This window comes from Microbacterium sp. SWDP-B6 (genome assembly GCF_059803615.1).
Genome location: NZ_JAPFGV010000001.1, coordinates 753,531 through 777,280, shown reverse-complemented (window position 1 = coordinate 777,280; position 23,750 = coordinate 753,531). Strand labels below are relative to the sequence as shown.

25 protein-coding genes are annotated in these 23,750 nt (G+C 67.8%); 17 read left to right on the top strand and 8 right to left on the bottom strand.

The genetic code is table 11. The features are described 5' to 3' along the window. The first annotated feature begins 73 nt into the window (after positions 1–73). The 3 genes from OPU70_RS03950 to OPU70_RS03940 all read left to right on the top strand — a co-directional run bounded on the left by OPU70_RS03950 (position 74) and on the right by OPU70_RS03940 (position 3,377). Positions 74–1,297 carry an LLM class flavin-dependent oxidoreductase gene (locus OPU70_RS03950; RefSeq protein ID WP_498557184.1) on the top strand — a complete coding sequence of 408 codons (1,224 nt, stop codon included), beginning with the start codon at positions 74–76 and terminating at the stop codon, positions 1,295–1,297. A 1-nt stretch (position 1,298) separates the two neighbouring features. After that, entirely contained in the window at positions 1,299–1,943 is a 645-nt protein-coding gene (locus OPU70_RS03945) for an FMN reductase (protein WP_042541795.1), read from the top strand. Positions 1,944–2,024: 81 nt separating this feature from the next. Continuing rightward, the gene (locus OPU70_RS03940; protein ID WP_498557183.1) at positions 2,025–3,377 is read left to right on the top strand and encodes an FAD-binding oxidoreductase; all 1,353 of its coding nucleotides are present in this window, start codon (positions 2,025–2,027) and stop codon (positions 3,375–3,377) included. Positions 3,378–3,447: 70 nt separating this feature from the next. Here OPU70_RS03940 and OPU70_RS03935 read toward each other — a convergent pair whose 3' ends face one another. Beyond that, entirely contained in the window at positions 3,448–4,143 is a 696-nt protein-coding gene (locus tag OPU70_RS03935) for a response regulator (RefSeq protein WP_042541793.1), read from the bottom strand. Further along, the gene (locus tag OPU70_RS03930; RefSeq protein ID WP_079112674.1) at positions 4,140–5,420 is read right to left on the bottom strand and encodes a sensor histidine kinase; all 1,281 of its coding nucleotides are present in this window, start codon (positions 5,418–5,420) and stop codon (positions 4,140–4,142) included. Before OPU70_RS03930 ends, OPU70_RS03935 begins: the two co-directional genes overlap by 4 nt. A gap of 160 nt (positions 5,421–5,580) precedes the next feature. Here OPU70_RS03930 and OPU70_RS03925 point away from each other — a divergent pair, with 160 nt between their 5' ends. Then, positions 5,581–7,020, top strand: a complete 1,440-nt coding sequence (locus OPU70_RS03925) for a cation:dicarboxylate symporter family transporter (protein ID WP_042542145.1) — start codon at positions 5,581–5,583, stop codon at positions 7,018–7,020. A 60-nt stretch (positions 7,021–7,080) separates the two neighbouring features. Here the strand turns inward: OPU70_RS03925 and OPU70_RS03920 are convergent, their stop codons facing one another. Together OPU70_RS03920 and OPU70_RS03915 are read right to left on the bottom strand one after the other, a co-directional pair. After that, positions 7,081–7,257: a DUF5302 domain-containing protein gene (locus OPU70_RS03920; protein ID WP_091232420.1), complete on the bottom strand. Its 177-nt coding sequence runs from the start codon at positions 7,255–7,257 to the stop codon at positions 7,081–7,083. Positions 7,258–7,296: 39 nt separating this feature from the next. Continuing rightward, a complete protein-coding gene (locus OPU70_RS03915; protein WP_311879281.1) occupies positions 7,297–7,869 on the bottom strand; it encodes a DedA family protein in 573 nt (190 codons plus the stop codon). A 154-nt stretch (positions 7,870–8,023) separates the two neighbouring features. On the opposite strand from OPU70_RS03915, the gene OPU70_RS03910 reads away from it, so the two are divergent. The 6 genes from OPU70_RS03910 to OPU70_RS03885 all read left to right on the top strand — a co-directional run bounded on the left by OPU70_RS03910 (position 8,024) and on the right by OPU70_RS03885 (position 15,692). Beyond that, entirely contained in the window at positions 8,024–9,949 is a 1,926-nt protein-coding gene (locus OPU70_RS03910) for a GDSL-type esterase/lipase family protein (RefSeq protein ID WP_498557182.1), read from the top strand. A gap of 305 nt (positions 9,950–10,254) precedes the next feature. Then, positions 10,255–12,531 (top strand): polyribonucleotide nucleotidyltransferase, encoded by a 2,277-nt coding sequence (locus OPU70_RS03905; protein WP_042541790.1) that lies wholly within the window; start codon positions 10,255–10,257, stop codon positions 12,529–12,531. Between the two features lie 215 nt (positions 12,532–12,746). Further along, positions 12,747–13,775, top strand: a complete 1,029-nt coding sequence (locus tag OPU70_RS03900) for an aldo/keto reductase (RefSeq protein WP_498557181.1) — start codon at positions 12,747–12,749, stop codon at positions 13,773–13,775. A gap of 80 nt (positions 13,776–13,855) precedes the next feature. Then, a complete protein-coding gene (locus OPU70_RS03895) occupies positions 13,856–14,458 on the top strand; it encodes a histidine phosphatase family protein (protein WP_042541788.1) in 603 nt (200 codons plus the stop codon). Positions 14,459–14,517: 59 nt separating this feature from the next. Next, the gene (dapB, locus tag OPU70_RS03890) at positions 14,518–15,258 is read left to right on the top strand and encodes a 4-hydroxy-tetrahydrodipicolinate reductase (RefSeq protein WP_042541787.1); all 741 of its coding nucleotides are present in this window, start codon (positions 14,518–14,520) and stop codon (positions 15,256–15,258) included. After that, positions 15,258–15,692 (top strand): hypothetical protein, encoded by a 435-nt coding sequence (locus OPU70_RS03885; RefSeq protein WP_052493003.1) that lies wholly within the window; start codon positions 15,258–15,260, stop codon positions 15,690–15,692. The genes dapB and OPU70_RS03885 overlap by 1 nt, the downstream gene beginning before the upstream one ends. Positions 15,693–15,698: 6 nt before the next feature. On the opposite strand, the gene OPU70_RS03880 is transcribed toward OPU70_RS03885, so the two are convergent. The 3 genes from OPU70_RS03880 to OPU70_RS03870 all read right to left on the bottom strand — a co-directional run bounded on the left by OPU70_RS03880 (position 15,699) and on the right by OPU70_RS03870 (position 17,213). Then, positions 15,699–16,124 carry an OsmC family peroxiredoxin gene (locus OPU70_RS03880; RefSeq protein WP_042541785.1) on the bottom strand — a complete coding sequence of 142 codons (426 nt, stop codon included), beginning with the start codon at positions 16,122–16,124 and terminating at the stop codon, positions 15,699–15,701. 89 nt (positions 16,125–16,213) lie between these two features. After that, positions 16,214–16,777: a DUF4395 domain-containing protein gene (locus tag OPU70_RS03875; RefSeq protein ID WP_042541784.1), complete on the bottom strand. Its 564-nt coding sequence runs from the start codon at positions 16,775–16,777 to the stop codon at positions 16,214–16,216. 22 nt (positions 16,778–16,799) lie between these two features. Next, positions 16,800–17,213, bottom strand: a complete 414-nt coding sequence (locus tag OPU70_RS03870) for a thioredoxin family protein (protein WP_042541783.1) — start codon at positions 17,211–17,213, stop codon at positions 16,800–16,802. 95 nt (positions 17,214–17,308) lie between these two features. Here OPU70_RS03870 and OPU70_RS03865 point away from each other — a divergent pair, with 95 nt between their 5' ends. From OPU70_RS03865 to OPU70_RS03855, 3 genes are read left to right on the top strand one after another with little or no spacing between them, the layout of a single operon-like run. Beyond that, positions 17,309–18,118, top strand: coding sequence for a thymidylate synthase (locus OPU70_RS03865; protein WP_042541782.1), 810 nt, complete (start codon positions 17,309–17,311; stop codon positions 18,116–18,118). Next, entirely contained in the window at positions 18,115–18,591 is a 477-nt protein-coding gene (locus tag OPU70_RS03860; RefSeq protein ID WP_042541781.1) for a dihydrofolate reductase, read from the top strand. Before OPU70_RS03865 ends, OPU70_RS03860 begins: the two co-directional genes overlap by 4 nt. Next, positions 18,591–19,352 (top strand): SDR family NAD(P)-dependent oxidoreductase, encoded by a 762-nt coding sequence (locus OPU70_RS03855; protein ID WP_498557180.1) that lies wholly within the window; start codon positions 18,591–18,593, stop codon positions 19,350–19,352. Before OPU70_RS03860 ends, OPU70_RS03855 begins: the two co-directional genes overlap by 1 nt. Before the next feature lie 44 nt (positions 19,353–19,396). On the opposite strand, the gene OPU70_RS03850 is transcribed toward OPU70_RS03855, so the two are convergent. Next, on the bottom strand, positions 19,397–19,936 hold the full coding sequence (locus OPU70_RS03850) for an NUDIX domain-containing protein (RefSeq protein WP_498557179.1): 540 nt from the start codon (positions 19,934–19,936) through the stop codon (positions 19,397–19,399). A gap of 36 nt (positions 19,937–19,972) precedes the next feature. Between OPU70_RS03850 and OPU70_RS03845 the strand changes: the two genes are divergently transcribed. The 4 genes from OPU70_RS03845 (at position 19,973) to OPU70_RS03830 (ending at position 23,738) form a co-directional block, all read left to right on the top strand. Next, entirely contained in the window at positions 19,973–20,419 is a 447-nt protein-coding gene (locus tag OPU70_RS03845) for an EF-Tu/IF-2/RF-3 family GTPase (RefSeq protein ID WP_082508924.1), read from the top strand. Between the two features lie 28 nt (positions 20,420–20,447). Next, complete coding sequence (dapA, locus tag OPU70_RS03840; protein WP_042541778.1) at positions 20,448–21,425, top strand: 4-hydroxy-tetrahydrodipicolinate synthase; 978 nt, start codon at positions 20,448–20,450, stop codon at positions 21,423–21,425. Between the two features lie 68 nt (positions 21,426–21,493). Further along, positions 21,494–23,170 (top strand): ribonuclease J, encoded by a 1,677-nt coding sequence (locus tag OPU70_RS03835; protein WP_042541777.1) that lies wholly within the window; start codon positions 21,494–21,496, stop codon positions 23,168–23,170. Between the two features lie 73 nt (positions 23,171–23,243). After that, positions 23,244–23,738 carry a GNAT family N-acetyltransferase gene (locus OPU70_RS03830; RefSeq protein ID WP_042541776.1) on the top strand — a complete coding sequence of 165 codons (495 nt, stop codon included), beginning with the start codon at positions 23,244–23,246 and terminating at the stop codon, positions 23,736–23,738. Positions 23,739–23,750: the final 12 nt, after the last annotated feature.

Here is a 23,750-nt window from a genome sequence, read left to right as displayed (position 1 = left end):
CGCGTTGACTCAGATACATTCAAATGAATAGAAACGGATGCAGGGCACCCGATTCGGAGAAGACGGAGCAATCATGAGCGAGCAGGCAGGCGTCCCGGTGCAGTTCGGCATCATGTCGGTCAGCGACATCACCCGCGACCCGACCACCGGTGAGACGCCGAGTGAGCAGGAGCGGATCAAGGCGACCCTGGCGATCGCCAAGCACAGCGAAGAGGTCGGTCTCGACGTCTTCGCGATCGGCGAGCACCACAACCCGCCCTTCTGGTCGTCGAGTCCCACGACCTTCCTCGCCGCACTCGCGGCGCAGACGGAGCGTCTGATCGTCTCGACGTCGACCACGCTCATCACGACCAACGACCCCGTGCGCATCGCCGAGGAGTACGCGATGCTGCAGCACGTCTCCGACGGCCGCATGGACCTCATGCTCGGCCGCGGCAACACCGGACCGGTCTACCCCTGGTTCGGCCAGGACATCAGGCAGGGTCTCCCGCTCGCGATCGAGAACTACGCCCTGCTGCACAAGCTGTGGCGTGAGGACGTCGCGAACTGGGAGGGCAAGTTCCGCACCCCGCTGCAGGGCTTCACCTCGACGCCGCGACCCCTCGACGGGGTCGCACCGTTCGTGTGGCACGGATCGATCCGCACACCGGAGATCGCGGAGCAGGCGGCGTATTACGGAGATGGCTTCTTCGCGAACAACATCTTCTGGCCCAAGGAGCACTACCAGCGTCTGATCGAGCTGTACCGTCAGCGCTACGCGCACTACGGCCACGGCACGCCTGAGCAGGCGATCGTCGGCCTCGGCGGCCAGGTCTTCATGGCGGCGAAGTCGCAGGACGCGGTGAACCAGTTCCGCCCGTACTTCGACAACGCCCCCGTGTACGGTCACGGACCGAGCATGGAGGACTTCACCGAGATGACTCCGCTGACGGTGGGTTCGCCTCAGCAGGTCATCGACCGCTATGCCGCGATGCGCGAGCACTACGGCGACTACCAGCGCCAGCTGTTCCTCATCGACCACGCGGGCCTTCCGCTCAAGACGGTGCTCGAGCAGCTCGACATCCTCGGCTCCGAGGTCGTGCCCGTGCTCCGCAAGGAGATGGCGAAGGACCGCCCGGCCGGCGTGCCGGATGCTCCCACGCACGCGGCACGGGTGAAGGCGGAGTTCGGCGACGGTCCGACGCGTCAGGCACGGCCCGGCGCCAACCGCGGCGACAACCTGACGGGTGACTCGCCCTATCAGGACTCTCCCGCTCCTGCGGGGGTAGCGTTCGGACTCAGCCGGAAGGGGGCCTGAGATGAGCACTCGTCGCATCGCAGTCGTATCCGCCGGGCTCTCGAATCCGTCCTCCACGCGGATGCTCGCGGATCGTCTGGCGGCGGAGACCGTGAAGTCCCTCGCCGGTCACGACATCCAGGCGAGCGTCGACGTGATCGAGCTGCGGGATTACGCGCACGACATCACGAACAACCTCCTCACCGGATTCGCGCCGCCCGCACTCGAGACCGCGATCAACACCGTGGTCTCGGCGGACGCGCTCATCGCCGTCACGCCGATCTTCTCGACGAGCTACAACGGTCTGTTCAAGTCGTTCATCGACGTGCTCGACCCTGATGCGCTCACGGGCAAGCCGGTGCTGATCGGAGCGAACGCCGGCACGGCTCGGCACTCGCTCGCGATCGACTACGCGATCCGACCGCTCTTCGCATACCTGCATGCCGACGCGGTCTCGACCGGCGTCTTCGCTGCATCCAGCGACTGGGGCGGGACTGGTGACGAGGTCGCTCCTCTCGCGAAGCGCGTCGAGAAGGGCGCGCGCGAGCTGGCCGAGGCGATCGCGAAGCGCGAGGTGGCTGCGACCGCCGACCCCTACGACCCTGCGACGTATCTCGGAGAGGGTCGATCCTTCGGTCACATGCTCGGCGGTCTCGCCGGAGAGTGACCCATCCCCGGCTCGACCGGGAAACGCGCACAGGGCCATGAGGCCGTAGACGATGTCCGTAGGGCGTCGTACGGTGACCTCATGGCCCTTCGCTCTGTGCTCGAATCCGCGCGGGATGCCCTGCGCGGCGATCTCATCCTTCCCGGCGACGAATCCTTCGAAGCCGCGCGCTGGCCCTGGAACCTGGCGATCGAACAGCATCCGGCGGCTGTTGCCGTGCCGGTCGATGTCGACGATCTGCGCACGCTTCTCCAAGCCGCCCGCGACGCGGGAGCGACGCTCTCGGTGCAGCCCACCGGTCACGGGGCCGACGGAGATCTGGCCGACGCCGTCGTCGTCCGCATGGCCGCCTTCGACGAGCTGTCGGTCGACCTGGGTTCCGGCGTGGTCCGGGTCGGCAGCGGAGTCCGTTGGGGGGCGGTGGTCGAGGCGCTCGAGGGCACCGGCTGGGCGGCTCCTGCCGGTACGAGCCCCGTCGTCGCCGTCGCGGGGTACACCCTGGGCGGCGGCCATTCCTGGTTCAGCCGCACGGCAGGGCTGGGGTCCGACAACCTCAGGGCCGCGTGGGTGCTGCGCAGCGACGGGACCCACGAGCGTGTCGATGACGACAGCGACCCCGAGCTGATGTGGGCGCTTCGCGGGGCCGGCGGCATCGTCGGAATCGTGACGGCACTCGAGATCGACCTGGTTCCCACCCCGGCGCTGTGGGGCACCGAGCTCACATTCGAGGCCGCAGACGCCGGGTCGGTGATGCGGGCTGTCCGAGACCTGTCCGCAGAGGCCCCGGCGTCACTCAACGTGTTCGTGAGCTCGATGCGCATGCCCGACGCTCCCCAGCTTCCCGAGGAGATCCGAGGACGCAGCTTCCTCACCGTGCAGGCGCTGTCCACCGCCGGAGCCGCCGACGACCTGATCGAGCGCGTTCGGGGAGCCGGCACTGTTCGCCGTGAGGTGTCAGGGGCCACGACGCCGAAGACCGTCGCCGCGTCGAGCGGGGAGCCCACCGAGCCGACGCCCGGCAAGGGCGTGTCGGCAGCGCTCTCGTCGCTGGACGACGCGACGATCGACGACCTCTTCCGCTTCCGCGGGCTGCCGGAGCAGTGGCCGATCATGGGCATCGACATCCGGATGCTCGGTGGCGCCCTGAATGAACCTCGACGCGCCGGGTTCGCGACGCTTCAGGGGGTCGGCTGGCTCCTCCACGCCCTCGTACCCGTCTTCCCGGGGGTGCCGAGCGAACCCGGTGAGGCGAGCATGGCCGGCTTCCGGGACGTGCTGGCGAGGGCCGCCGCACCGCAGACGGTCCCGACCTTCCTCGGTCCGGGGGAGACTCTCGAGCGGTGCGGTGATCCGGCGTCGATCGATCGTCTCCGCGACGTCAGGGCTGCCGCGGATCCCGAGTCGCTGATCCACGAGGGGCGGCTCCCGCGCTGACCGCGGTCCGTGCTCGCGGACGGATTCACGACCGACAGCGCGAGCGCCCGAGAACGGCGCCGGATCGACGTCAGTCCGCGTCGGTGCGGCGGATCCAGCGGTACTCCGTCTCGGGGCGGCCTCGCGCGCCGTAGCGGGCGCTGCGCGAGATGATGCCCGAATCCGTGAGATGCTCCAGATATCGCCGCACGGACACGCGCGACATCCCGAGCCGTGCGGCCGCCTCGCTCGCCGACACCGGGGCACCCGAGGAACGCAGCTCGGAGGTCACCTTCTGCAGCGTGGCCGCTGAGAGGCCCTTGGGAATCGGGATGGTCCCGGTGGTGCGTCCGAGAAGCGCATCGATCTCGGCCTGGGTCGCCTCGCCGGCCGTCGAACGCGCCTGCTCCCGATACGTTCGATAGGCGGTGAGGCGCTCGTGGAACACCGCGAACGGGAACGGCTTCACGAGATACTGGTATACCCCGAGGGCGGCCATCTGTCGCACGGTCGCGGCGTCGCGCACACCGGTGATGGCGATCACATCCACCGCCGCCGCACGGGCGCGGAGTCCGCGGAGCACGTCGATGCCCGAGCCGTCGGGCATCGTGATGTCGAGGAGCACGAGATCGAAGGGCTCGTCCGGTGGCTGTTCGAGCACTGCCGTGAGCGCGGCACGGGCTCCGGTGCACTCGCCGCCGACGACGAAGCCGTCGATCCTCTCGAGATAGGAGCGATGGAGTTCGAGGGTCAGAGCGTCGTCGTCGACGATCAGGGTCCGGATCACGGTGTCCTCCGTCCTCGTGCCGGCGGGAGGACGACGGTGAAAGTGGTCGGATGAGAGGTGAGATCCACGGAGCCGCCGGCCCCGACGACGACCGCCTCCACGAGGGCGAGCCCGACGCCCCGTCCTTGCGCTCCCGTCGGTTTCGTCGAGTACCCGTGGGTGAAGACCCGCTCGTGCAGCGCCGAGGGGATGCCGTCACCGCCGTCCGACACCTCTAGGACGATTCCTCCCTCCGTGGACGGCCGCAGCACGACCTCGACCCAGCGCTCGGTGCCCGCCGCTGCGGCATCCATGGCGTTGTCGATCAGGTTTCCGAGCACGGCGACGCTGTCGACGGGCGAGAGGGGCGACGCGGGGGTGTCCGGGTCGATGTGGACACGCCAGTCGATCCCGCGCTCCCTGGCCTGCGACGCCTTGCCGAGCAGCAGCGCGCCCACGGCAGGATCGCCCGCCTGCCGTGCGGTCACCTGGTCGACGAGCGACTGGCTCTGGCGTGAGGTCTCGGTCAGGATCTCGATCGCCTCGTCGCTGCGTCCGAGCTCGAGAAGCGCGACGGCGGTGTGCATCCGATTGCCGTGCTCGTGCGTCTGGGCGCGCAGAGCGTCTCCGAGTGTGCGCAGCGATTCGTACGACGAGACGGCGTCGCGCACCTTTCCCGGTGGCAGATCGCCGGCGATGCCTCGGGTGAATCGACGTGCGATCCAGGCGCCGAGGCCGCCCAGGGCGACCAGCCCGGCCGTGATGCCGATCGAGAGGGGCAGGCGCCGGATCAGGGTCTCGGAGATCGACTCGATCGTCACTCCCGACGACACCCATCCGACCAGTTCGTCGTCGGCGGCGAGCACCGGCACGATGGTTCTCACAGACGGGCCGAGCGTGCCGGTGAAGACCTCGGTGAGCGTCCGTGGCGAATCCGGGATGGTGCCGAGGTAGTCACCGCCTATCTGGTCGAGATCAGGGTGGGTGAGTCGGAGGCCATCCGGCGTCATGATCGTCACGAAGTCCAGATCGGCGTTGGCGATCACGTCGAGTGCGTAGGGCTCGAGCACCCGGGTCGCTGCGTCCGGCTCCTGGGTCGCGAGTGCATCGATGACGAGGGGTGACGAGGCGAGCGACACCGATGTGGCCGCCGTCACACGCTCCGCTTCCGCGTGTGCACTGCGCTGCGCGTCGACGACGAGGAACACCGCAACCAGTGCGCCGACCACGACGGCGGACGCGAGGAGCACCAGGAAGACCCGGGAAGCGATGCTCCTGGAGTCGCGGGCGGGTCTCATCGCGTCCTTCCGATCGTCGGTGATCGCGGAGCCGGCATATCGGTGGTGACCAATACGACCACAAATGGCGCTGCCGTGTGAAGTCCGCGACGGTGAGCTTACCGAAGGCGAGGGCGCCAGAGGGCATGAGACGAAGACGTTCATGATCAAGGAGGAAAACATGGCCATCACGACAGGGTTCTCGCTTCCCGGATTCCACTGGCGGCGCGGCAAGCAGGCGTGGGACAGGCACACATGGCTGTATGTCTCGGTGATCATCGCGGTCGTGCTCGGAGCGGCGGTCGGCCTCATCTGGCCCGAGGTCGGTCAGAGTCTCGAACCGATCGGCAAGGGCTTCGTATCGCTCATCAAGATGATGATCGCGCCGATCATCTTCTGCACGATCGTCGTGGGTGTCGGCTCGATCGCGAAGGCCGCGACCGTGGGCAAGATCGGCGGACTCGCGCTGCTCTACTTCATGGTGATGTCGACGTTCGCGCTGGCGATCGGACTCGTGGTCGGCAACATCATCCACCCGGGTGCGGGCCTCGACATGGCGAACTCCAGCTACGACGCGACCGAGACCGAGGCGAAGACCACCACGGAGTTCATCCTCGGCATCATCCCGACGACCTTCTTCTCCGCCTTCACCGGCGAGAGCGTGCTGCAGGTGCTCTTCATCGCGTTGCTGGTCGGCTTCGCCCTCCAGGGGCTCGGCGACAAGGGCGCCCCGATCATGGATGCGGTCAAGAACCTGCAGAAGCTGGTGTTCCGCATCCTCGGCATGATCCTGTGGCTGGCGCCGCTCGGCGCGTTCGGAGCGATCGCGGCGGTCGTCGGGAAGACGGGCATCGCCGCCATCTGGAGCCTCGGCGTGCTGATGGTCGCGTTCTACATCACCTGCATCCTGTTCATCGTGGTCGTTCTGGGGACGCTGCTCTATGCGGTGACCCGGGTGAACATCTTCAGCCTGGTGAAGTACCTCGCCCGCGAGTACCTGCTGATCGTGGGCACCTCGTCGTCGGAGTCCGCTCTTCCGCGTCTCATCGCGAAGATGGAGCACATCGGCGTCTCGAAGCCGGTCGTCGGGATCACGGTGCCCACCGGATACTCGTTCAACCTCGACGGCACGGCGATCTACCTGACCATGGCCTCGCTCTTCATCGCCACCGGTATGGGCCAGCCGATGACGATCGGCGAGCAGATCGGGCTGCTGGTGTTCATGATCATCGCGAGCAAGGGAGCCGCCGGTGTCACGGGGGCAGGACTCGCCACGCTCGCGGGCGGTCTGCAGGCGTACCGCCCTGATCTCGTCGACGGCGTCGGCGTGATCGTCGGCATCGACCGGTTCATGTCGGAGGGGCGCGCTCTGACCAACTTCACCGGCAACGCGGTCGCGACCCTGCTCATCGGCACCTGGACCCGCGAGATCGATCGCGAGCGGGTGCAGCGGGTGCTGAGCGGCGCGCTGCCGTTCGAAGAGTCGTCGCTCGACGGTGTGGACGACCACGGGATGGCAGATGAGAGCAAGGCCGTCGACATCCAGGGTCTCAAGGAGTCGGCGCTCGATGAGATGGCCGCGAAGGAGGAGCGAGCGCGGGCTCGAGCAGCGCGGAACTGAGCGGCGAGCGGGTGAGAGGGATGCGGGAGTCGACGCTGGTCGGCTCCCGCATCCGTGTGGTCAACCGCTCTTGCGTCGGAACTCGCGCCGCGTCTGCGGGGCGGGCGCGCCGTGGACGGCGGAGTCGCCATCCAGGTGGGCTTCGCCCTGCCGGTGGTGCGCGTTCTTCTTCTCGAGCGCTTCCTTGAACTTGCGCTTCATCTCCTCGCTGGAGGAGGCGCCTTCTTCGGTGCTCATGCTCGCCAGCCTAGGGCACGCTCCTGACCGGTGGGTGGATCACTTCCGGGACCGGCGGGACACCACGTCGATCACAGCACCGAGTCCCACCGCGATGGCGACCGACACCGCGATCGCGACGACAGGGCCGCCCGGCACCAGCGCGGCGACGACGGCACCGACGGACGCCTGGTACGCAGCCCATCCGAGAGCCGCCACTGCGACGAGCAGCAGGTATCGACCCGGGGCGATATGCGAGGCGCCGGCGACGAGATTGATCGCCAATCGCGCGAACGGCACGAACCGAGCGGTGAAGAGCACCGTCGCTGTCCCGCCTTCGAGGCGGCGTCGGGCCCAGTCGAGGGCCTGGCGCACACGCGGCGCACGCATCCATCGCCAGCGCTCGGTGCCGACGGTGCGACCGATGAGATAGCAGGCGGTGTCACCGACTGCGGCCGCCGCTGCCGCGCACACGATCACCGCCCAGAGCGGGGGAGCGCCCGTGGTCGACGCGATGGCCCCCAGGGCGGTCACAGCGATCTCTCCGGGGACGACGACGAAGAACGAGTCGCCGAGCACGAGAAGGCCCATGATCACGAGGGCCCACGGGCTGCTGAGCAGATCGGACGGCACGCCTCCACAGTGGTCGGCGCAGGTGAACGGGAACCAACGTCCGCATAGCCGGTGACCAGCGCGCCAGCATCCGGTGAACTTCTGGTGCCAGGGGTCGTTTCCCGCGTCTCGCGGCTGACGCTGGCAGCATCCTGAGGTTGTGAGAGTCGCGATCGTGACAGAGTCCTTCCTTCCGCACATGAACGGTGTCACCGGATCCGTGCTGCAGATCCTCGGCCACCTCGAACGCGCAGGCCATGACGCGCACGTGATCGCACCCGATGCGGTAGGCATGCCCGCTCGGGTCCACGGCGCCGCTGTCGAATCCATGCCCAGCCTCGCGCTCCCCGGCTACCGCAACGTGCGGGTGGGCACCTCGCCGGCACGCCAGGTCGCGGCATCGCTGCGCCGTTTCGGTCCGGATGTCGTTCATCTGGCCTCCCCCTTCGCCCTCGGCTGGCGAGGCGCGCTCGCCGCGGAGCACCTCGGCGTGGCATCGGTCGCCGCGTATCAGACCGATGTGGCGGCGTACACGCAGAGGTACCGCATCCCCGCGGCGACGGGCGTCGCGCAGTCGCACATCGCTCGGCTCCACCGGCGGGCGACCCTGACGCTGGCACCATCGGCTGATTCGGCGCAGCAGCTCGCCGAACTCGGTGTCGATCGCATTCGCCGGTGGGGCAGGGGCGTCGATGCTGAGCGTTTCCGACCCGACCGACGCAGCGTGACACTGCGCGCGGAGTGGGGGTCGGAGGTCGTGATCGGCTATGTGGGCCGACTCGCCCCGGAGAAGCAGGTCGAGGACCTGGGTGTGCTGCAGACGATCCCGGGGACGCGTCTCGTGATCGTCGGTGACGGCCCGAGCAGGCCCAGGCTCGAAGCGCTGCTGCCCGACGCTCTCTTCCTCGGGCACCTCGAGGGCGATGCACTCGCGGAAGCGATGGCATCGTTCGACGTGTTCGTGCACCCGGGGGAGAGCGAGACCTTCGGCCAGACCCTGCAGGAGGCGCACGCGAGCGGGGTGCCCGTCATCGCCACCGGACGCGGCGGTCCCCTCGGCCTCGTGCGCATGGGGATCGACGGATGGCTCTATCGGCCGGGCGATCTCGACGACCTGCGCATGCGCGTCGCCGATCTCACCGGAGACGCGCGCAAACGCCGGGCCTTCGGCGAAGCAGGAAGCGCGGCGGTGCAGGGGCGCAGCTGGTCGAGCATCTGCGATCAGCTGCTGGGACATTTCGTCGAGGCACGAGAGCTCCATGCTGTGGATGCCGAACTGCGCGCTCGCCGTCTGACGCGCCCGGAGCCCAGTGTCCCCGTCGACGCGCGTCGCTGGCAGCGATACGTGGCGTTGGGAGACTCGCTCACCGAGGGACTGTGCGACCCTGCACCGGACGGAGCGCTGCGCGGATGGGCCGACCGACTCGCGCTTCTGCTCGCCGCACGAGGGGGGCTCTACTACGCGAACCTCGCCATCAGGTCCAAGCGCGTGCGCGACGTGTGCGCCACGCAGCTTCCCCGGGCACTCGAACTCGAACCGGATCTCGTGTCGATCCTCATCGGGGCCAACGACCTCGTGAAGCCCCACGCCGACGTGGCGGCGCTCGCCGCAGAGCTCGAGGGTGCGGTCACGCGCCTCCGGAGCACCGGAGCGGATGTCCTCCTCGTCACTCCGTTCCTTCCCCGTCGGCGCGCGGCCGCGATGTACACGAAGCGGTTCGCGGCGTTCGCCACGGCACTCACGGGCGTCGCGGCACGCACCGGCGCGATCCTGATCGACACGGACCTGCACCCCTCGCTCCCCGACCGCCCGAACTGGGGTGAGGACCTCGTGCACCTGAGCAGCCGAGGACATAGATTCCTCGCGTACCGGGCGGGGGAGATGCTCGCCGTGCCGCATGCCGACGCCCTCGGAGCCCTGGACGCGGCTCTGCACGAGAACGAGCCGATCGGGGCGGGGCTCTGGTGGCGTCGGCACGCGTTGCCATGGGTATGGCGACGACTGCACGGACGCACGGCGGGAGACGGGCGGGTCGCGAAGCACGACGACTACGTCTATCTCGGGCGATCGAGCGCCCCGAGCGATGTCACGGTCGGCTGACTTCCGGGCTGTCGCGGCGTGGAAGGACAGCCGGAGCGAGGACTTTCAATGCCCCGCTGATAGGCTGGACGCGGTCGGCGTATGTCGACCGGACAATTTCATATCGACTCATGGAGCGATCGGCGGAGAGCTGGTCCCCTGTGGTGGGTTCCTCGGCGCGACGTCGGGTGGCTTTCTACTGGTGGCCAGCGCAGGTGAGATTCGCGGGAATGCCCGCGCGCCCATATCCGTCAGAACCCGCTCCTTCATGAATGCGCTCGCGCGTCACACGGACTCGCGAGTCTAAACAAAGAAGGAGAGACCTCTTGGAAGGTCCTGAAATCACCGCCACCGAGGCCGTTCTCGACAACGGCCGCTTCGGCACCCGCACCATCCGCTTCGAGACCGGCCGCCTCGCGCAGCAGGCTCAGGGCGCAGTCGCCGCGTACCTCGACGGCGAGACCATGCTCCTCTCGGCCACCAGCGCGGGCAAGCACCCCCGCGAGGGCTTCGACTTCTTCCCGCTGACGGTCGATGTCGAAGAGCGCTCGTACGCCGCTGGCAAGATCCCCGGTTCGTTCTTCCGTCGTGAGGGTCGCCCCTCCACCGAGGCGATCCTCGTCTGCCGTCTGATCGACCGTCCGCTGCGTCCGTCGTTCGTCGACGGTCTGCGCAACGAGGTCCAGGTCGTCATCACCGTGATGTCGATCGCTCCGGGAGAGTTCTACGACGCCCTCGCGATCAACGCCGCTTCGGCGTCGACGCAGATCTCGGGCCTTCCGTTCTCCGGTCCCGTCGCTGGTGTGCGCCTCGCGTTCATCCCCGGTCACGGCGAGCACGCCGACCAGTGGGTCGCGTTCCCGAACGCCGAGCAGGTGTCCGAGGCCGTGTTCGACCTGATCGTCGCCGGCCGCGTCGTCACCAAGTCCGACGGCACCGAAGACGTCGCGATCATGATGGTCGAGGCTGAGGCCACCGAGGGCAGCTGGAACCTGATCAAGGCCGGCGCCACGAAGCCCGACGAGACCATCGTCGCGCAGGGACTCGAGGCAGCGAAGCCGTTCATCGCTCAGCTCGTGAAGGCTCAGGCAGAGCTGGCAGCGACCTCGTCCAAGGAGCCGGGCGTCTACCCGGTCTTCCCGGCATACAGCCAGGAGGTCTACGACTTCGTCGCAGGCCGTTCCTACGACGACCTCGTCGGCGTCTACCAGATCGCCGACAAGGTCGAGCGTCAGACGTCGGACGACGCGATCAAGGACCGCGTCCGGGCCGAGCTCATCGAGGCGACCGAGGCGGGCAACCTTCCTGCCGCCGCGCCGCTCGAGTTCTCCGCGGCGTACAAGTCCGTCACGAAGAAGATCGTCCGCGGCCGCATCCTCACCGAGGGCGCGCGCATCGACGGTCGTGGCCTGGCGGACATCCGTCCGCTCGACGCCGAGGTGCAGGTCATCCCGCGCGTGCACGGTTCCGCGATCTTCCAGCGCGGCGAGACCCAGATCCTGGGTGTCACCACGCTGAACATGCTCAAGATGGAGCAGCAGATCGACTCGCTGTCGCCCGTCACGAGCAAGCGCTACATGCACCACTACAACTTCCCGCCGTACTCGACCGGTGAGACCGGCCGTGTCGGCTCGCCGAAGCGTCGCGAGATCGGGCACGGCTTCCTCGCCGAGCGCGCCCTCGTGCCGGTTCTGCCGAGCCGCGAGGAGTTCCCCTACGCGATCCGTCAGGTCTCCGAGGCGCTGAGCTCCAACGGCTCGACCTCGATGGGCTCTGTCTGCGCGTCGACCCTGTCGCTGCTGAACGCGGGAGTGCCGCTGCGTGCACCCGTCGCCGGCATCGCCATGGGTCTCGTCTCCGATGAGGTCGACGGTGAGACCCGCTACGCGGCGTTGACCGACATCCTCGGTGCGGAAGACGCTCTCGGTGACATGGACTTCAAGGTCGCGGGCACCGGTGAGTTCATCACCGCCATCCAGCTCGACACGAAGCTCGACGGCATCCCGACGTCGGTCCTCGCAGGTGCGCTCACGCAGGCCCGCGACGCTCGTCTGACGATCCTCAACGTCCTGAACGCCGCGATCGACGCTCCCGACGAGATGGCGCCGACCGCGCCTCGCGTCATCAGCGTGCAGATCCCGGTCGACAAGATCGGCGAGCTGATCGGCCCGAAGGGCAAGACGATCAACGCGATCCAGGACGAGACCGGTGCGCAGATCTCCATCGAGGAGGACGGCACCGTCTACATCGGCGCGACCGACGGCCCCTCGGCCGAGGCCGCCCGTGCCCAGGTCAACGCGATCGCCAACCCGACCAACCCCGAGGTGGGCGAGCAGTTCCTCGGAACCGTCGTCAAGATCGCGACGTTCGGTGCATTCGTCTCGCTGCTTCCTGGCAAGGACGGCCTGCTGCACGTCACCGAGGTGCGCAAGCTCGCCGGTGGCAAGCGCGTCGAGAACGTCGACGACGTGCTCTCGGTCGGCCAGAAGATCCTCGTGAAGATCACGAAGATCGACGACCGCGGCAAGCTGTCGCTCGAGCCCGTGCTCGATGACGCTCCCGCAGCGGACGCAGCTTCGGGCGAAGAGGCCGCAGCCGAGTAATCGACGGCGCTTCTTGACGAAGCCCGGGTCGTCCTCGCGGACGGCTCGGGCTTCGTCGTATCCGATGTGACCAAACCGTTATCGGAAGTTCTCGCGCCGTTCCCTGGATTGGTCAGCGCGTTCGCGGATCTCGCTTACTCTCGAAAGTACGCACCGGGGGGTGCATTCGAGGCAGTGACGTAGGTCGGTACGCACCGATCGACGGGGGTGAGGATATGCGGTTGTTCGGCGTAGGCGCAGGAGCGTCGGTGGAGCGCGCGCAGCAGGGCACGGCAGAGCACCCCTCCGCGCCCATACCCATCGTCGGCCCGGGAATAGGAGAGAGCATCCGCGTACCTCTCGGCGAGACCGGACTCGAGACCTTCCCGCTGATGCTCGGCGCGGCCGAGTTCGGCTGGAACGTCGATCTCGAGACGAGCCACGGGATCCTCGACCGCTACGTCGAGTTCGGCGGCAACGCGATCCACACGGCAGACGGGTTCTCCGGCGGACGCAGCGAGCACATCATCGGCCAGTGGCTGCAGTCCAGGGGGCGACGTGATCGTGCCCTGTTGAGTGTGCGGATCGGCGCCCACGCAGACAACCCGGGTCTCGGCTCGGTTAATCTCGTGCGCGCGGTCGAAGGCTCGCTCACGCGTCTGGGCGTCGACCGTATCGACGTGCTGTATCTTGACGCGACGCTCGACCGGACGACGAACCTCGAAGACACCCTCGCGACCGTCGAGTGGATGATCGACGCAGGCAAGATCGGCGCCCTCGGGGCGTATGGATTCGCACCCGAGCGGCTCGTCGAGGCGCGCATCCTCGCATCCGCGGGGTACCCGCGCATCGAGGTGATCGATTCCCCGTACAACCTCATCCGTCGTCAGCCGTTCGAGGGCGATCTGCGTCTCGTCGCCGGCGCACAGAGCCTTGCAGTCACGCCGTCGCACGCTCTCGAGCACGGCTTCCTGTCCGGCAGGCACCGCAGCAAGGCGCTCACCTCGCAGGGCGTGCGCGGAGAGCAGCTGCGTGGTCACCTCAACCGTCGTGGCACGAAGGTCCTGCGCGCTCTCGACCAGGTGGCGATCGAACTCGAGGTTCCGGTGGCAGCCGTGTCGATCGCCTGGCTGCTCGCGCAGCGCACCATCGCGGCACCGATCGTCAACGCCTTCGCGAGCGACCATGTCGACGAGCTGATGCAGGGCGCCGGCGTCACGCTCTCGCGCGCACAGGTCGCCGAACTCACCCGCGCCGGCAACTGAGCGTCGTAACGCCTCTGTCACAGACCTGGCATAGGGTGGAGTGAATCCCGGCGGATGCTGTCGATGAAGCGAGCGAGTTTGTGACGCATTACATATATCTGGTCAGACACGGTGAACATCAGGACGCCGAACACGGTCTCGCCGACGGCCCCCTGTCGCCACGCGGCCAGCGTCAGGCCGAACTCATCGCCGACCGGCTCTCCGGACTTCCGCTCGATGCCGTGTGGCATTCGCCTCTCCTGCGCGCGAACGAGACGGCACGGGCGATCGCGCACCGACTCCCGTCGGTCGACCCCGAACCGACCGCGCTCCTCTTCGACTGCGTGCCCACGGGAATGACCGACGAGACGCCCGCAGCGTACGAGCCGTTCTTCGGCTCGGTCACCGAGGCCGAGCTCGACGCCGGCCGTGCCCAGATGTTCGACGCGGTCAACGAGTTCCTGGTGCGCAAGCCGGGCGACGTGCACGAGGTGCTCATCACCCACAACTTCGTGATCTCGTGGTTCGTGCGGGAGGTCCTCGGCGCACCGGAGTGGCGATGGATGACTCTCAATCAGGCGCATTGCGGGCTGACCGTGATCGCGCAGAAGCAGGGGCGTCCGTGGACGCTGCTCACCCACAACGACACCGGGCATCTTCCGTTCGAGCTGCGCACCGGCATCCCTGACGCGATGTCGGTCTGATTCCCGATACCCCGGCCCGCCGCGGCGGTCGTGGTGCCCCCGAGAAATAGACTGAACGCATGACCACGCAGGTAGCACTCGTCGGCGGAACCGGGAAGCTCGGATCGATCATCGGTGCGGTGATCGACGGGCTCGAGGGCTTCGAGGTGAGTCGCGTGCTCACCTCTCGGAGCGACCTCGCTGAACTCGACGGGGCGGATCTCGTGATCGACGCCACCACGCCTCAGGTGAGCGTCGATGTCGTGCGCGCTGCGGTGGAACGCCAGATCAACGTCCTGGTCGCGACCTCCGGGTGGTCCACGGAGCGCATCGCTCTGGTGCGTCCGCTGGTCGAGAACGCCGGAACCGGGGCTGTCTTCATCCCGAACTTCTCGCTGGGGTCGGTGCTGGGCTCAGCGCTGGCTGCGGCAGCTGCGCCGTTCTTCGGATCGGCGGAGATCGTCGAGGCTCATCACGCGGCGAAAGTCGACTCTCCGAGCGGCACCGCGGTGCGCACCGCGGAACTCATCGCCGCGGCTCGAGCCGAGCAGGGTCCCGTCAGTGCTCCGCATGCCGACCAGCGTGCGAGGGGGCAGCAGGTGGGCAGCGTGCCGATCCATTCGCTCCGGCGCCCTGGCGTCATCGCCAAGCAGGAGGTCATCCTCTCAGGGCCGGGCGAATCCCTGACGTTCACTCACGACACGGTAGAGCCGGCGCTCGCGTACGCTCCGGGCATCCGTCTGGCGGTCCCGTTCGCGGCTCAGGCGAACGGGGTCTTCGTCGGGCTGGAGAGCATGATCGATATCGGCATCCGCTCGTGATGTCGCGCATCGGCGTCGGTCTGATGGCCGCGGCGCTTCTGGTCTATCTGGCGGTCTCCGTGTGGCTGGCCGTGATGTTCTTCGCCGTCGGGACACCGGTGTCGATCGGCATGGGCGTGGCGTTGATCGTTCTCGCTCCGATCGGCGCCTGGGCGCTCGTCCGCGAGATGCAGTTCGGGTTCGCGGCCGATCGGCTGGGGCGCGCGCTCGATGCCGAAGGGGGAATGCCCGAGGCGGAGTCCGAACTCACTCCCAGCGGTCGGATCGCCCGAGCCGACGCCGACCCGCTGATCGCGAGGTATGCGGAGGAAGCGGACGCCGCGCCGACTGACTGGCGCGCGCGGTACCGACTCGGTGTGGTTCAGGATGCGGCGGGGCGCCGCAAGGACGCCCGCGCCAGCATCCGCGAGGCTATTCGCGTCGCTCGCGGCTGATCCGATTCAGGCGAGCGTGGCTTCGAGCGTGATCTCGATGCCGGCCAGCGCCTGGGAGACCGGGCAGCCGACCTTCGCCTCGGCGGCGATCCTCTGGAAGTCCTCGGGGGAGAGCCCCGGAACGACGGCGTTGACGTTCAGGTGGCTCCCGCTGATTCCGACCCCGGGCTTGAAAGTGACCGACGCGCTCGTGTTGACGCGCTCCGGCGGAGTGCCGTTCTCCGAGAGTGCGTGGGACAGCGCCATGCTGAAGCACGAGGCGTGAGCCGCGGCGATCAGCTCTTCAGGGGTGGTGGTGGTGTCGCTGCCCTCGCTGCGAGCCTTCCAGTTGATCGGGAAGGTGCCGAGCTTCGACGAGGAGAACGCGACTGTGCCCGAGCCCTCTGCGAGGGATCCGGTCCAGGTGGTGGTGGCTTCACTGGTGACGGGCATGATTCCTCCGTTGTCTCGCGCGCTGCTCGATGTGCGGGTCGCGTGTTCGGCCAGCCTATCGACCGGTCGCTCGCGGCGGAACCGCAGCCTCAGGCGGACGCAGCGCGGCCGATGACGCCTGCTCGTTGCAGCAGCAGATAGATCTGGCAGCCGAGGCAGAACGAGAACGCGGCATTGAGGAACGCCGCGATGAAGGCGGCAGCGGTCGAGATGGGCAGCGCCCAGGGCACGCCGGCGAGATGCAGCAGGAGACCGATCGTCACGACGAAGAGACCGACCCCCTGAGCGAAGCGGGGAGGGCGCGGGTCCTCGAGCTCGCTCGGAGGTGCCAGTCTCGGACGCACCAGCCTTCGGAAGAGCACACCCCAGGGCGCGGTCCTCGGCGACAGCACACCCCACAGGAACAGCACGGCGATCACGACGGTGAGGAGGAACGCCGGGTCCAGTGCGCGCTGTGCGAGCGTCGCCGAGCTGACAGCCCAGGTGTCCGAATCCAGGTCGGCTGACGCCAGCGGTTGATAGGCGAACCAGCCGAACGTCCTGGCGGTCGAGATGCCGATGAGCCCGAGGAACGTCGCGACGAGCAGCAGCACGGTCGTGATCGTCGCTGCGAAGCGCGGCCCTCGCGGGTCGATGCCTGCGGGTGTGGTCATCTGCGTTCCGTCCTCGCCTGTCTCATACGGCGGCCAGCGCTTCGCTCAGTGCGTGACGATGCGGCACTCCGTGGAATCGTGCGCGGACGGCGCCTGAACCGTCGACGACGAATGTCGTCGGTGTCTGCAGGACCCTGTAGCGGGCCGACAGATCCGGCCGATGCGTCAGATCGACCTCGACATGGTTCAGCCCGTCCGTCTCGGCGGCGTAGCCGCTCAGCATCCGCCGCACCTGAGGACAGCGAGTGCACATCTCCGTGCTGAACTGCACGAAGGTCGCTCGGGCGCCCAGCTGCGAGTCACCGGCATCGACGGGATCGAAACGCAGGTGACCGCCGCGGCGACGCCGTCCGTCGAGCAGACGCAGCACGACGCCGATGGCGACGGCGAGCACGAGCAGCGCTGCGGCGATACCGAGGGCCAGCACGGGAGACATGGCTCGACAATACGGCGATCTGAGAGCGTCGAGGGCGATGTGTCGCATCGTGACGATCCGACTCTTCCGTCCTCGGGGCGGGTAGTCTGGCACACATGAGCGCAGCCGTCCCGACGCCGTACGAAGACCTTCTCCGAGACGTGCTGGAGTCGGGCACCCACAAGTCGGATCGAACCGGCACCGGGACCACCAGCGTCTTCGGCAGGCAGATCCGCTTCGACCTCTCACAGGGGTTCCCCCTGATCACGACGAAGCGCGTGCACTTCAAGTCGATCGCGTACGAACTCCTGTGGTTCCTCAGGGGCGACTCGAACGTGAAATGGCTGCAGGACCACGGCGTCACGATCTGGGACGAGTGGGCCGATGCCTCGGGAGATCTGGGCCCCGTCTACGGAGTCCAGTGGCGAAGCTGGCCGACTCCCGACGGCGAGAGCATCGATCAGCTCGCGCAGGTGATCGAGCAGATCCGTCAGACTCCGGACTCGCGTCGACTCATCGTGTCTGCCTGGAACCCGGCGGACATCCCTGACATGGCGCTCGCTCCCTGCCATGCGCTCTTCCAGTTCTACGTCGCAGACGGCAAGCTCTCCTGCCAGCTCTATCAGCGCAGCGCCGATCTCTTCCTCGGCGTCCCCTTCAACATCGCGTCCTACGCCCTGCTCACACTCATGGTGGCGCAGCAGGTCGGACTCGAGCCAGGCGACTTCGTCTGGACGGGCGGCGACTGCCACATCTACGACAACCACCTCGAGCAGGTGAACGAGCAGCTGACTCGCGAGGCATACCCGTACCCGACGCTGCGGTTCGCTCGAAAGCCGGAGTCGATCCTCGACTACGGCTACGACGACTTCATCGTCGAGGACTACCAGCACCACGCTCCGATCCGGGCGGCGGTGGCGGTATGACGTGGGTCGGACTGATCTGGGCGGAGGCCCACGGCGGCGTCATCGGAGCAGAGGGCGGCATGCCCTGGAACGTCCCCGAGGATCTCGCGCATTTCAAGGAGATCACGCTCGGCGCGCCCGTGATCATGGGACGGAAGACCTGGGACTCGCTTCCGGAGCGTTTCCGTCCGCTCCCCGGACGCGAGAACATCGTCATCACCCGCCAGCAGGACTGGTCCGCGGAAGGTGCCCGTCGTGCGGCGGCCGTGACCGATGCGGTGCGAGGCCATGACAAGGTCTGGATCATCGGCGGAGCCGAGATCTTCCGACTCGTGATCGCCGACGCCGACCGCCTCGAGGTCACAGAGCTCGACATCGATGTCACCGGTGACGCCTACGCGCCGTCCAAGGCCGGGTGGCGGCTCGTCGACGAGGGGGAGTGGCAGACGTCCCGCTCCGGCATCCGCTACCGCTTCCTCGGATACGAGCGCTGATGCCCACCGCACTGATCACAGGTGCCAGCGCCGGACTCGGTGTCGAGTTCGCTCGTCAGCTCGCGCGTCGGCGCGCCGACCTCGTGCTCGTCGCGCGGTCGGCGGACGCTCTCGAGAGTGTCGCCGCCGAGCTGCGCAGCGAATACGGCATCGCAGTCGAGGTCCTCGTCGCGGATCTCGCCGAGGTCGCCGATGTGGACCGCGTGGCCGACCGTCTCCGCGACGCCTCCGATCCGGTGGATCTGCTGATCAACAATGCCGGATTCGGCCTGCCGCTGCAGTTCGCCGACAACGACATCGACGACGAGGTGCGTCATCTCCGCGTCCACGTCGAGGCGTCGATGCGTCTCATGCATGCGGCACTCGGGTCGATGCGCGGCCGCGGGGGCCGCATCATCAACGTCGCGTCCGTCGCCGGGTTCATCTCGCGCTCGACCTACTCGGCCTGCAAGAGCTGGCTCATCGGCTTCAGCCGCTGGGCGAACGTCGAGTACGCCTCCGACAAGGTCAGTGTGACCGCGGTGTGCCCCGGTTTCACGCATACGTCGTTCCACGAGCGGATGGGGCTCGCACCCGGGCACGAGGGTGTTCCTGCGTTCATGTGGCTCGACGCACGTGACGTGGTGCGCGAGGGGCTCCGGGACGCGGCGCGGGGCAGGGCGGTCTCGATTCCCTCGCTGCGCTACAAGGCGATCGTGGCGATCGCGAGTCTGCTGCCGAGCGCGCTGACCGCCGGCGTCGCGCGACGAGGCCGCGTCTGATCTGAAGGCCGACGGCATTCCGGCGCGAGCGATCGGTGCGTGGCTCAGCGGAATCTACCGAGGCGGATGCCGGCGTAGGCGATCGCTGCCACGGTCTCTCCATCGGTGATCCGGCCGTCCGCGATCATGCTGAGCGCCTCGGAGAAAGGCACCCAGGTGACGGCGTCGATGCCCTCCTCCGCTCGGGTGTGCGTCGAGTCATCCGCCCGTGTCATGGCGCGGGCGAGGAACACATGCTCGGGTGCGTGGGCGATCCCGTTGAGCGCGTTCATGGTCCCGAGCGACGTCCACTCGTCGGCGACGAACCCCGTCTCCTCGAGCAGCTCTCGCTGCGCGGCCACGAGCAGATCTTCGCCGTCGCTTCCCCCGGCAGGCACCTCGATCGAGATGCCTGTCGTGTAGCGCTCGAGGGAGACGAGGCAGACGCGGTCCTCGTCATCGAGCGCGACCACGAAGACCGCCGGATGCCGCATTGTCACCACGCCGTAGATCCCGTCGCCCGCGGGGCCCGTGACCTGGTCCTCGCGCACCTCGATCCACCGGTTCTCGTACACCGTCGACGACGCGCGTGTGACCCATGCCATGGAGTCGAGCCTATTCGGATCCCTAGTATCGACTGCATGGGATGGTTGTTCGGGCGCAAGCGCGACTCTGAGGATGCCAACGAGATGCTGCGCCGATACAACGAAGCGGAGGCCGCGCGACTCGCTGCGATGACCTCCGGCGTCGCGGGGGAGACGGCGACGGGCGACAGCACTCGCGTTCCGGCGCCCGCTTCGCTGTCGGTGCCCTCGGGGTCGACCGAGTTCCTGGTCGAGGACGTCTTCACCATCACCGGACGCGGAACAGTGGCGACGGGCACGGTCACGTCTGGCGTGCTGCGAGTGGATGACGACATCGTGGTGGTGCGCGACGGAGCTCTGCAGGCGCAGACGCGGATCACCGGCATCGAGATGTTCCGGAAGCACGTGAAAGAGGTGACGGTCGGAGAGCTGTCCGGTCTGGTGCTCCGCGAGAAGATCGAGATCGCCCGCGGAGACGTCATCCGCCCGGCCCCGTCTGGGTGAGCGGCACGCGAACCGATACGCTGGGGGCATGACGCACTCGGGCAACCCTTTCGGACAGGTTCTCGTCGCGCTCGTCACTCCGATGACGGCCGACGGTGAAGTCGATTGGCCCGCCGTCGAGAAGCACATCGATGACGTCATCACCGCCGGTGCTGACGGGATCGTCGTGACGGGAACGACCGGCGAGACCTCGACCCTGACGGACCCCGAGAAGCTCAAGCTCGTCGAGGTCGGGAAGTCGGTGTCCGCCGGCCGCGCCAAGATCATCACGGGCGGCGGATCCAACGAGACCGCGCACGCGATCGAGCTGTACAAGGCGAGTGAGAAGGCCGGCGCAGACGGCATCATGATCGTCACGCCGTATTACAACAAGCCGACGCAGGCCGGCATCCTGACCCACTTCCGGCTCGTGGCCGATGCCACCGATCTCCCGGTGATCCTCTACGACATCCCCGGTCGCACGGGCGTGCCGATCAAGTACGAGACCATCCTCCGGCTCGCGAAGCACCCGAACATCCTCGCCGTGAAGGACGCCAAGGGCGACTTCTCCGAGGTGAGCCGCGTCTTGAATCAGACCGACCTCATGTACTTCTCGGGTGACGATGCCAACGTGCTGCCGCACCTCGCGATCGGCGCGACCGGTCTGATCGGGGTGACCGCGAATGTCGCGGCAGCGCCGTACCGGACCATCATCGATGCCGTCAACCGCGGCGACCTCACGACCGCGACCGCTGAGCACAAGCGGCTCGAGCCTCTCGTGCGCGCCGTCATGACGCACGTGCCGGGCACCGTCGCGGCGAAGTACATCCTGCACGGGCTCGGCCGTATCTCGAGCCCTCGCGTCCGTCTGCCGCTCGTCGGTCCCGAAGAGTGGGAGGCCGCTCTCATCGAGGACGAGCTCGATCTCGTGAAGGACGTCCCCGGCGCAGACTTCTCCAACTTCCGCCCCGACCGCAACGCGGCCGCGGGCGGTGCCCTGCCGAAGGTGCACGGCACGACCCGCTGACACCGGGCGCGGCGAGCCGCGTCACAACGAACGAACGGACGCGTGGAGTGTCCGACTGAGGAGACAGCATGTCCACCCCGATCGCAGAACCCGCAGCACTCGACGAGGGGACGCTGCGGGTCACCCCACTCGGCGGCCTCGGCGAGATCGGTCGCAACATGACCATCTTCGAGTTCGACGGCAAGATCCTGATCGTCGATTGCGGCGTGCTCTTCCCTGAGGAGCACCAGCCGGGTGTCGACCTGATCCTGCCCGACTTCGAGCCGATCAAGGGCCGCCTCGACGACATCGTCGGCGTCGTCCTCACACACGGGCACGAAGACCACATCGGCGCGGTCCCGTATCTGCTCCGTCTGAAGAGCGACATCCCCGTGATCGGTTCCGGCCTCACCCTCGCGCTCGTCGAGGCGAAGCTCAAGGAACACCGCATCAAGGCGTACACGCTCACCGTGAAAGAGGGGCAGCGCGAGAAGGTCGGACCGTTCGACCTCGAGTTCGTCGCGGTCAACCACTCGATCCCCGATGCCCTCGCCGTCGCGATCCGCACCCCCGCCGGCCTCGTGCTGGCGACCGGCGACTTCAAGATGGATCAGCTGCCGCTCGACGGACGCATCACCGACCTCCGTGCCTTCGCCCGCCTGGGCGAGGAGGGAGTCGACCTCTTCCTCGTCGACTCGACCAACGCCGACGTGCCGGGCTTCACGCCCACCGAGCGCTCGATCGGACCCGTGCTCGACCAGGTCATCGGCAAGGCTCCCAGGCGCGTCATCGTCGCGAGCTTCTCCAGCCATGTGCACCGGGTGCAGCAGGTCCTCGACGCCGCAGCGGCGCACGGGCGCCGGGTGGCACTGCTGGGGCGCAGCATGCTGCGCAACATGACGATCGCCGAGGACCTGGGCTACCTGAAGGTGCCGAGCGGCCTGCTGATCGACTACAAGAAGGCGCGAGACCTTCCCGACGACAAGATCGTCTACATGTCGACCGGCTCGCAGGGCGAGCCCATGGCCGTCCTCAGCCGGATGGCCAACCTCGACCACGCGATCGAGCCCGGTGAGGGCGACACCGTGATCCTGGCCTCCAGCCTGATCCCCGGGAACGAGAACGCTGTGTACCGCGTGATCGACGGACTGACCAAGCTCGGCGCGAACGTCGTGCACAAGGCCAACGCCAAGGTGCACGTCTCGGGGCACGCCGCAGCCGGCGAGCTGATCTACTGCTACAACATCCTCAAGCCCAAGAACGTGCTTCCCGTCCACGGCGAGTACCGTCACCTGATCGCGAACGCGAAACTGGCTCAGGACACGGGGATCGACGCCGAGCGCACCATCATCGCCTCGAACGGCACCGTCATCGATCTGAAGGACGGCGACGCTCGCGTCGTCGGTCAGCTCGACCTCGGGTTCGTGTATGTCGACGGCTCGACTGTCGGCGCGATCACCGACGCCGACCTCAAGGACCGCCGGATCCTGGCTGAAGAGGGCTTCGTCTCGGTGATCGTCGTCGTCGACGCCGCGACGGGGCGCATCATCTCGGGACCCGAGATCCACGCGCGCGGCATCGCTGAAGACGATTCCGTCTTCGACGACGTGACGCCGAAGATCATCGCAGCGCTCAAGGAAGCCTCCGGCAACGGCGTGCGCGACACCCATGCGCTTTCGCAGGTCATCCGCCGCACGATCGGGCGCTGGGTCAACCAGAAGCTGCGTCGTCGTCCGATGATCGTCCCACTCGTCATCGAGGCGTGATCGGAGCTGCGTCGCCTGCGGGTTCACAGTCGACCGACACTCGGCTGTAACGCCGGCGGCGTACGCTCACCTCATGCCGGACGTCTTCTCGATCCGACCCGCCGTACAGGCGGACGGGAGCTTCCTCGGCGACATGGTCGTCGAGGCGGCGAATTGGCGTTCGGGCGGAGCACGACCACGCCACGAGATCCTCACCGCGGTCGAGCACCGGCGCTATGTGGCCGGATGGATGCGGCCGGCGGATGCGGGCTTCCTCGCCGTCGATGCCGACGGGCGCCCGATCGGCGCCGCGTGGTATCGCATGCTGTCGCCGGACGACGCGGGTTTCGGATTCGTCGGGACCGCCGTGCCGGAGCTCATCATCGGCGTGCAGCCGATCTGGCGTGCTCACGGAGTCGGTCGCACGCTGCTCCGACGTCTCGTGGTCCACGCTCGTGACCAAGGGCACCCTCGGCTCAGCCTCAGCGTGGAACGGGACAACTTCGCGCGGACCCTGTACCGATCGGAGGGCTTCGTGGTCACCGACGCAGGGAGCGTCCGCGACACGATGGTGTACCGCACGTCCTGAACCATCGCCGCC

What these genes read in the sequence shown, in the direction of transcription:
- OPU70_RS03860 (WP_042541781.1), top strand. Translation starts at nt 18,115, where the DNA reads ATGACGTGGGTCGGACTGATCTGGGCGGAGGCCCACGGCGGCGTCATC.
- dapB (WP_042541787.1), top strand. Translation starts at nt 14,518, where the DNA reads ATGACCACGCAGGTAGCACTCGTCGGCGGAACCGGGAAGCTCGGATCG.
- OPU70_RS03885 (WP_052493003.1), top strand. Translation starts at nt 15,258, where the DNA reads ATGTCGCGCATCGGCGTCGGTCTGATGGCCGCGGCGCTTCTGGTCTAT.
- OPU70_RS03835 (WP_042541777.1), top strand. Translation starts at nt 21,494, where the DNA reads ATGTCCACCCCGATCGCAGAACCCGCAGCACTCGACGAGGGGACGCTG.
- OPU70_RS03850 (WP_498557179.1), bottom strand. Translation starts at nt 19,936, where the DNA reads ATGGCATGGGTCACACGCGCGTCGTCGACGGTGTACGAGAACCGGTGG.
- OPU70_RS03925 (WP_042542145.1), top strand. Translation starts at nt 5,581, where the DNA reads ATGGCCATCACGACAGGGTTCTCGCTTCCCGGATTCCACTGGCGGCGC.
- OPU70_RS03865 (WP_042541782.1), top strand. Translation starts at nt 17,309, where the DNA reads ATGAGCGCAGCCGTCCCGACGCCGTACGAAGACCTTCTCCGAGACGTG.
- OPU70_RS03875 (WP_042541784.1), bottom strand. Translation starts at nt 16,777, where the DNA reads ATGACCACACCCGCAGGCATCGACCCGCGAGGGCCGCGCTTCGCAGCG.
- OPU70_RS03920 (WP_091232420.1), bottom strand. Translation starts at nt 7,257, where the DNA reads ATGAGCACCGAAGAAGGCGCCTCCTCCAGCGAGGAGATGAAGCGCAAG.
- OPU70_RS03930 (WP_079112674.1), bottom strand. Translation starts at nt 5,420, where the DNA reads ATGAGACCCGCCCGCGACTCCAGGAGCATCGCTTCCCGGGTCTTCCTG.
- OPU70_RS03945 (WP_042541795.1), top strand. Translation starts at nt 1,299, where the DNA reads ATGAGCACTCGTCGCATCGCAGTCGTATCCGCCGGGCTCTCGAATCCG.
- OPU70_RS03855 (WP_498557180.1), top strand. Translation starts at nt 18,591, where the DNA reads ATGCCCACCGCACTGATCACAGGTGCCAGCGCCGGACTCGGTGTCGAG.
- OPU70_RS03845 (WP_082508924.1), top strand. Translation starts at nt 19,973, where the DNA reads ATGGGATGGTTGTTCGGGCGCAAGCGCGACTCTGAGGATGCCAACGAG.
- dapA (WP_042541778.1), top strand. Translation starts at nt 20,448, where the DNA reads ATGACGCACTCGGGCAACCCTTTCGGACAGGTTCTCGTCGCGCTCGTC.
- OPU70_RS03940 (WP_498557183.1), top strand. Translation starts at nt 2,025, where the DNA reads ATGGCCCTTCGCTCTGTGCTCGAATCCGCGCGGGATGCCCTGCGCGGC.
- OPU70_RS03870 (WP_042541783.1), bottom strand. Translation starts at nt 17,213, where the DNA reads ATGTCTCCCGTGCTGGCCCTCGGTATCGCCGCAGCGCTGCTCGTGCTC.
- OPU70_RS03900 (WP_498557181.1), top strand. Translation starts at nt 12,747, where the DNA reads ATGCGGTTGTTCGGCGTAGGCGCAGGAGCGTCGGTGGAGCGCGCGCAG.
- OPU70_RS03950 (WP_498557184.1), top strand. Translation starts at nt 74, where the DNA reads ATGAGCGAGCAGGCAGGCGTCCCGGTGCAGTTCGGCATCATGTCGGTC.
- OPU70_RS03830 (WP_042541776.1), top strand. Translation starts at nt 23,244, where the DNA reads ATGCCGGACGTCTTCTCGATCCGACCCGCCGTACAGGCGGACGGGAGC.
- OPU70_RS03880 (WP_042541785.1), bottom strand. Translation starts at nt 16,124, where the DNA reads ATGCCCGTCACCAGTGAAGCCACCACCACCTGGACCGGATCCCTCGCA.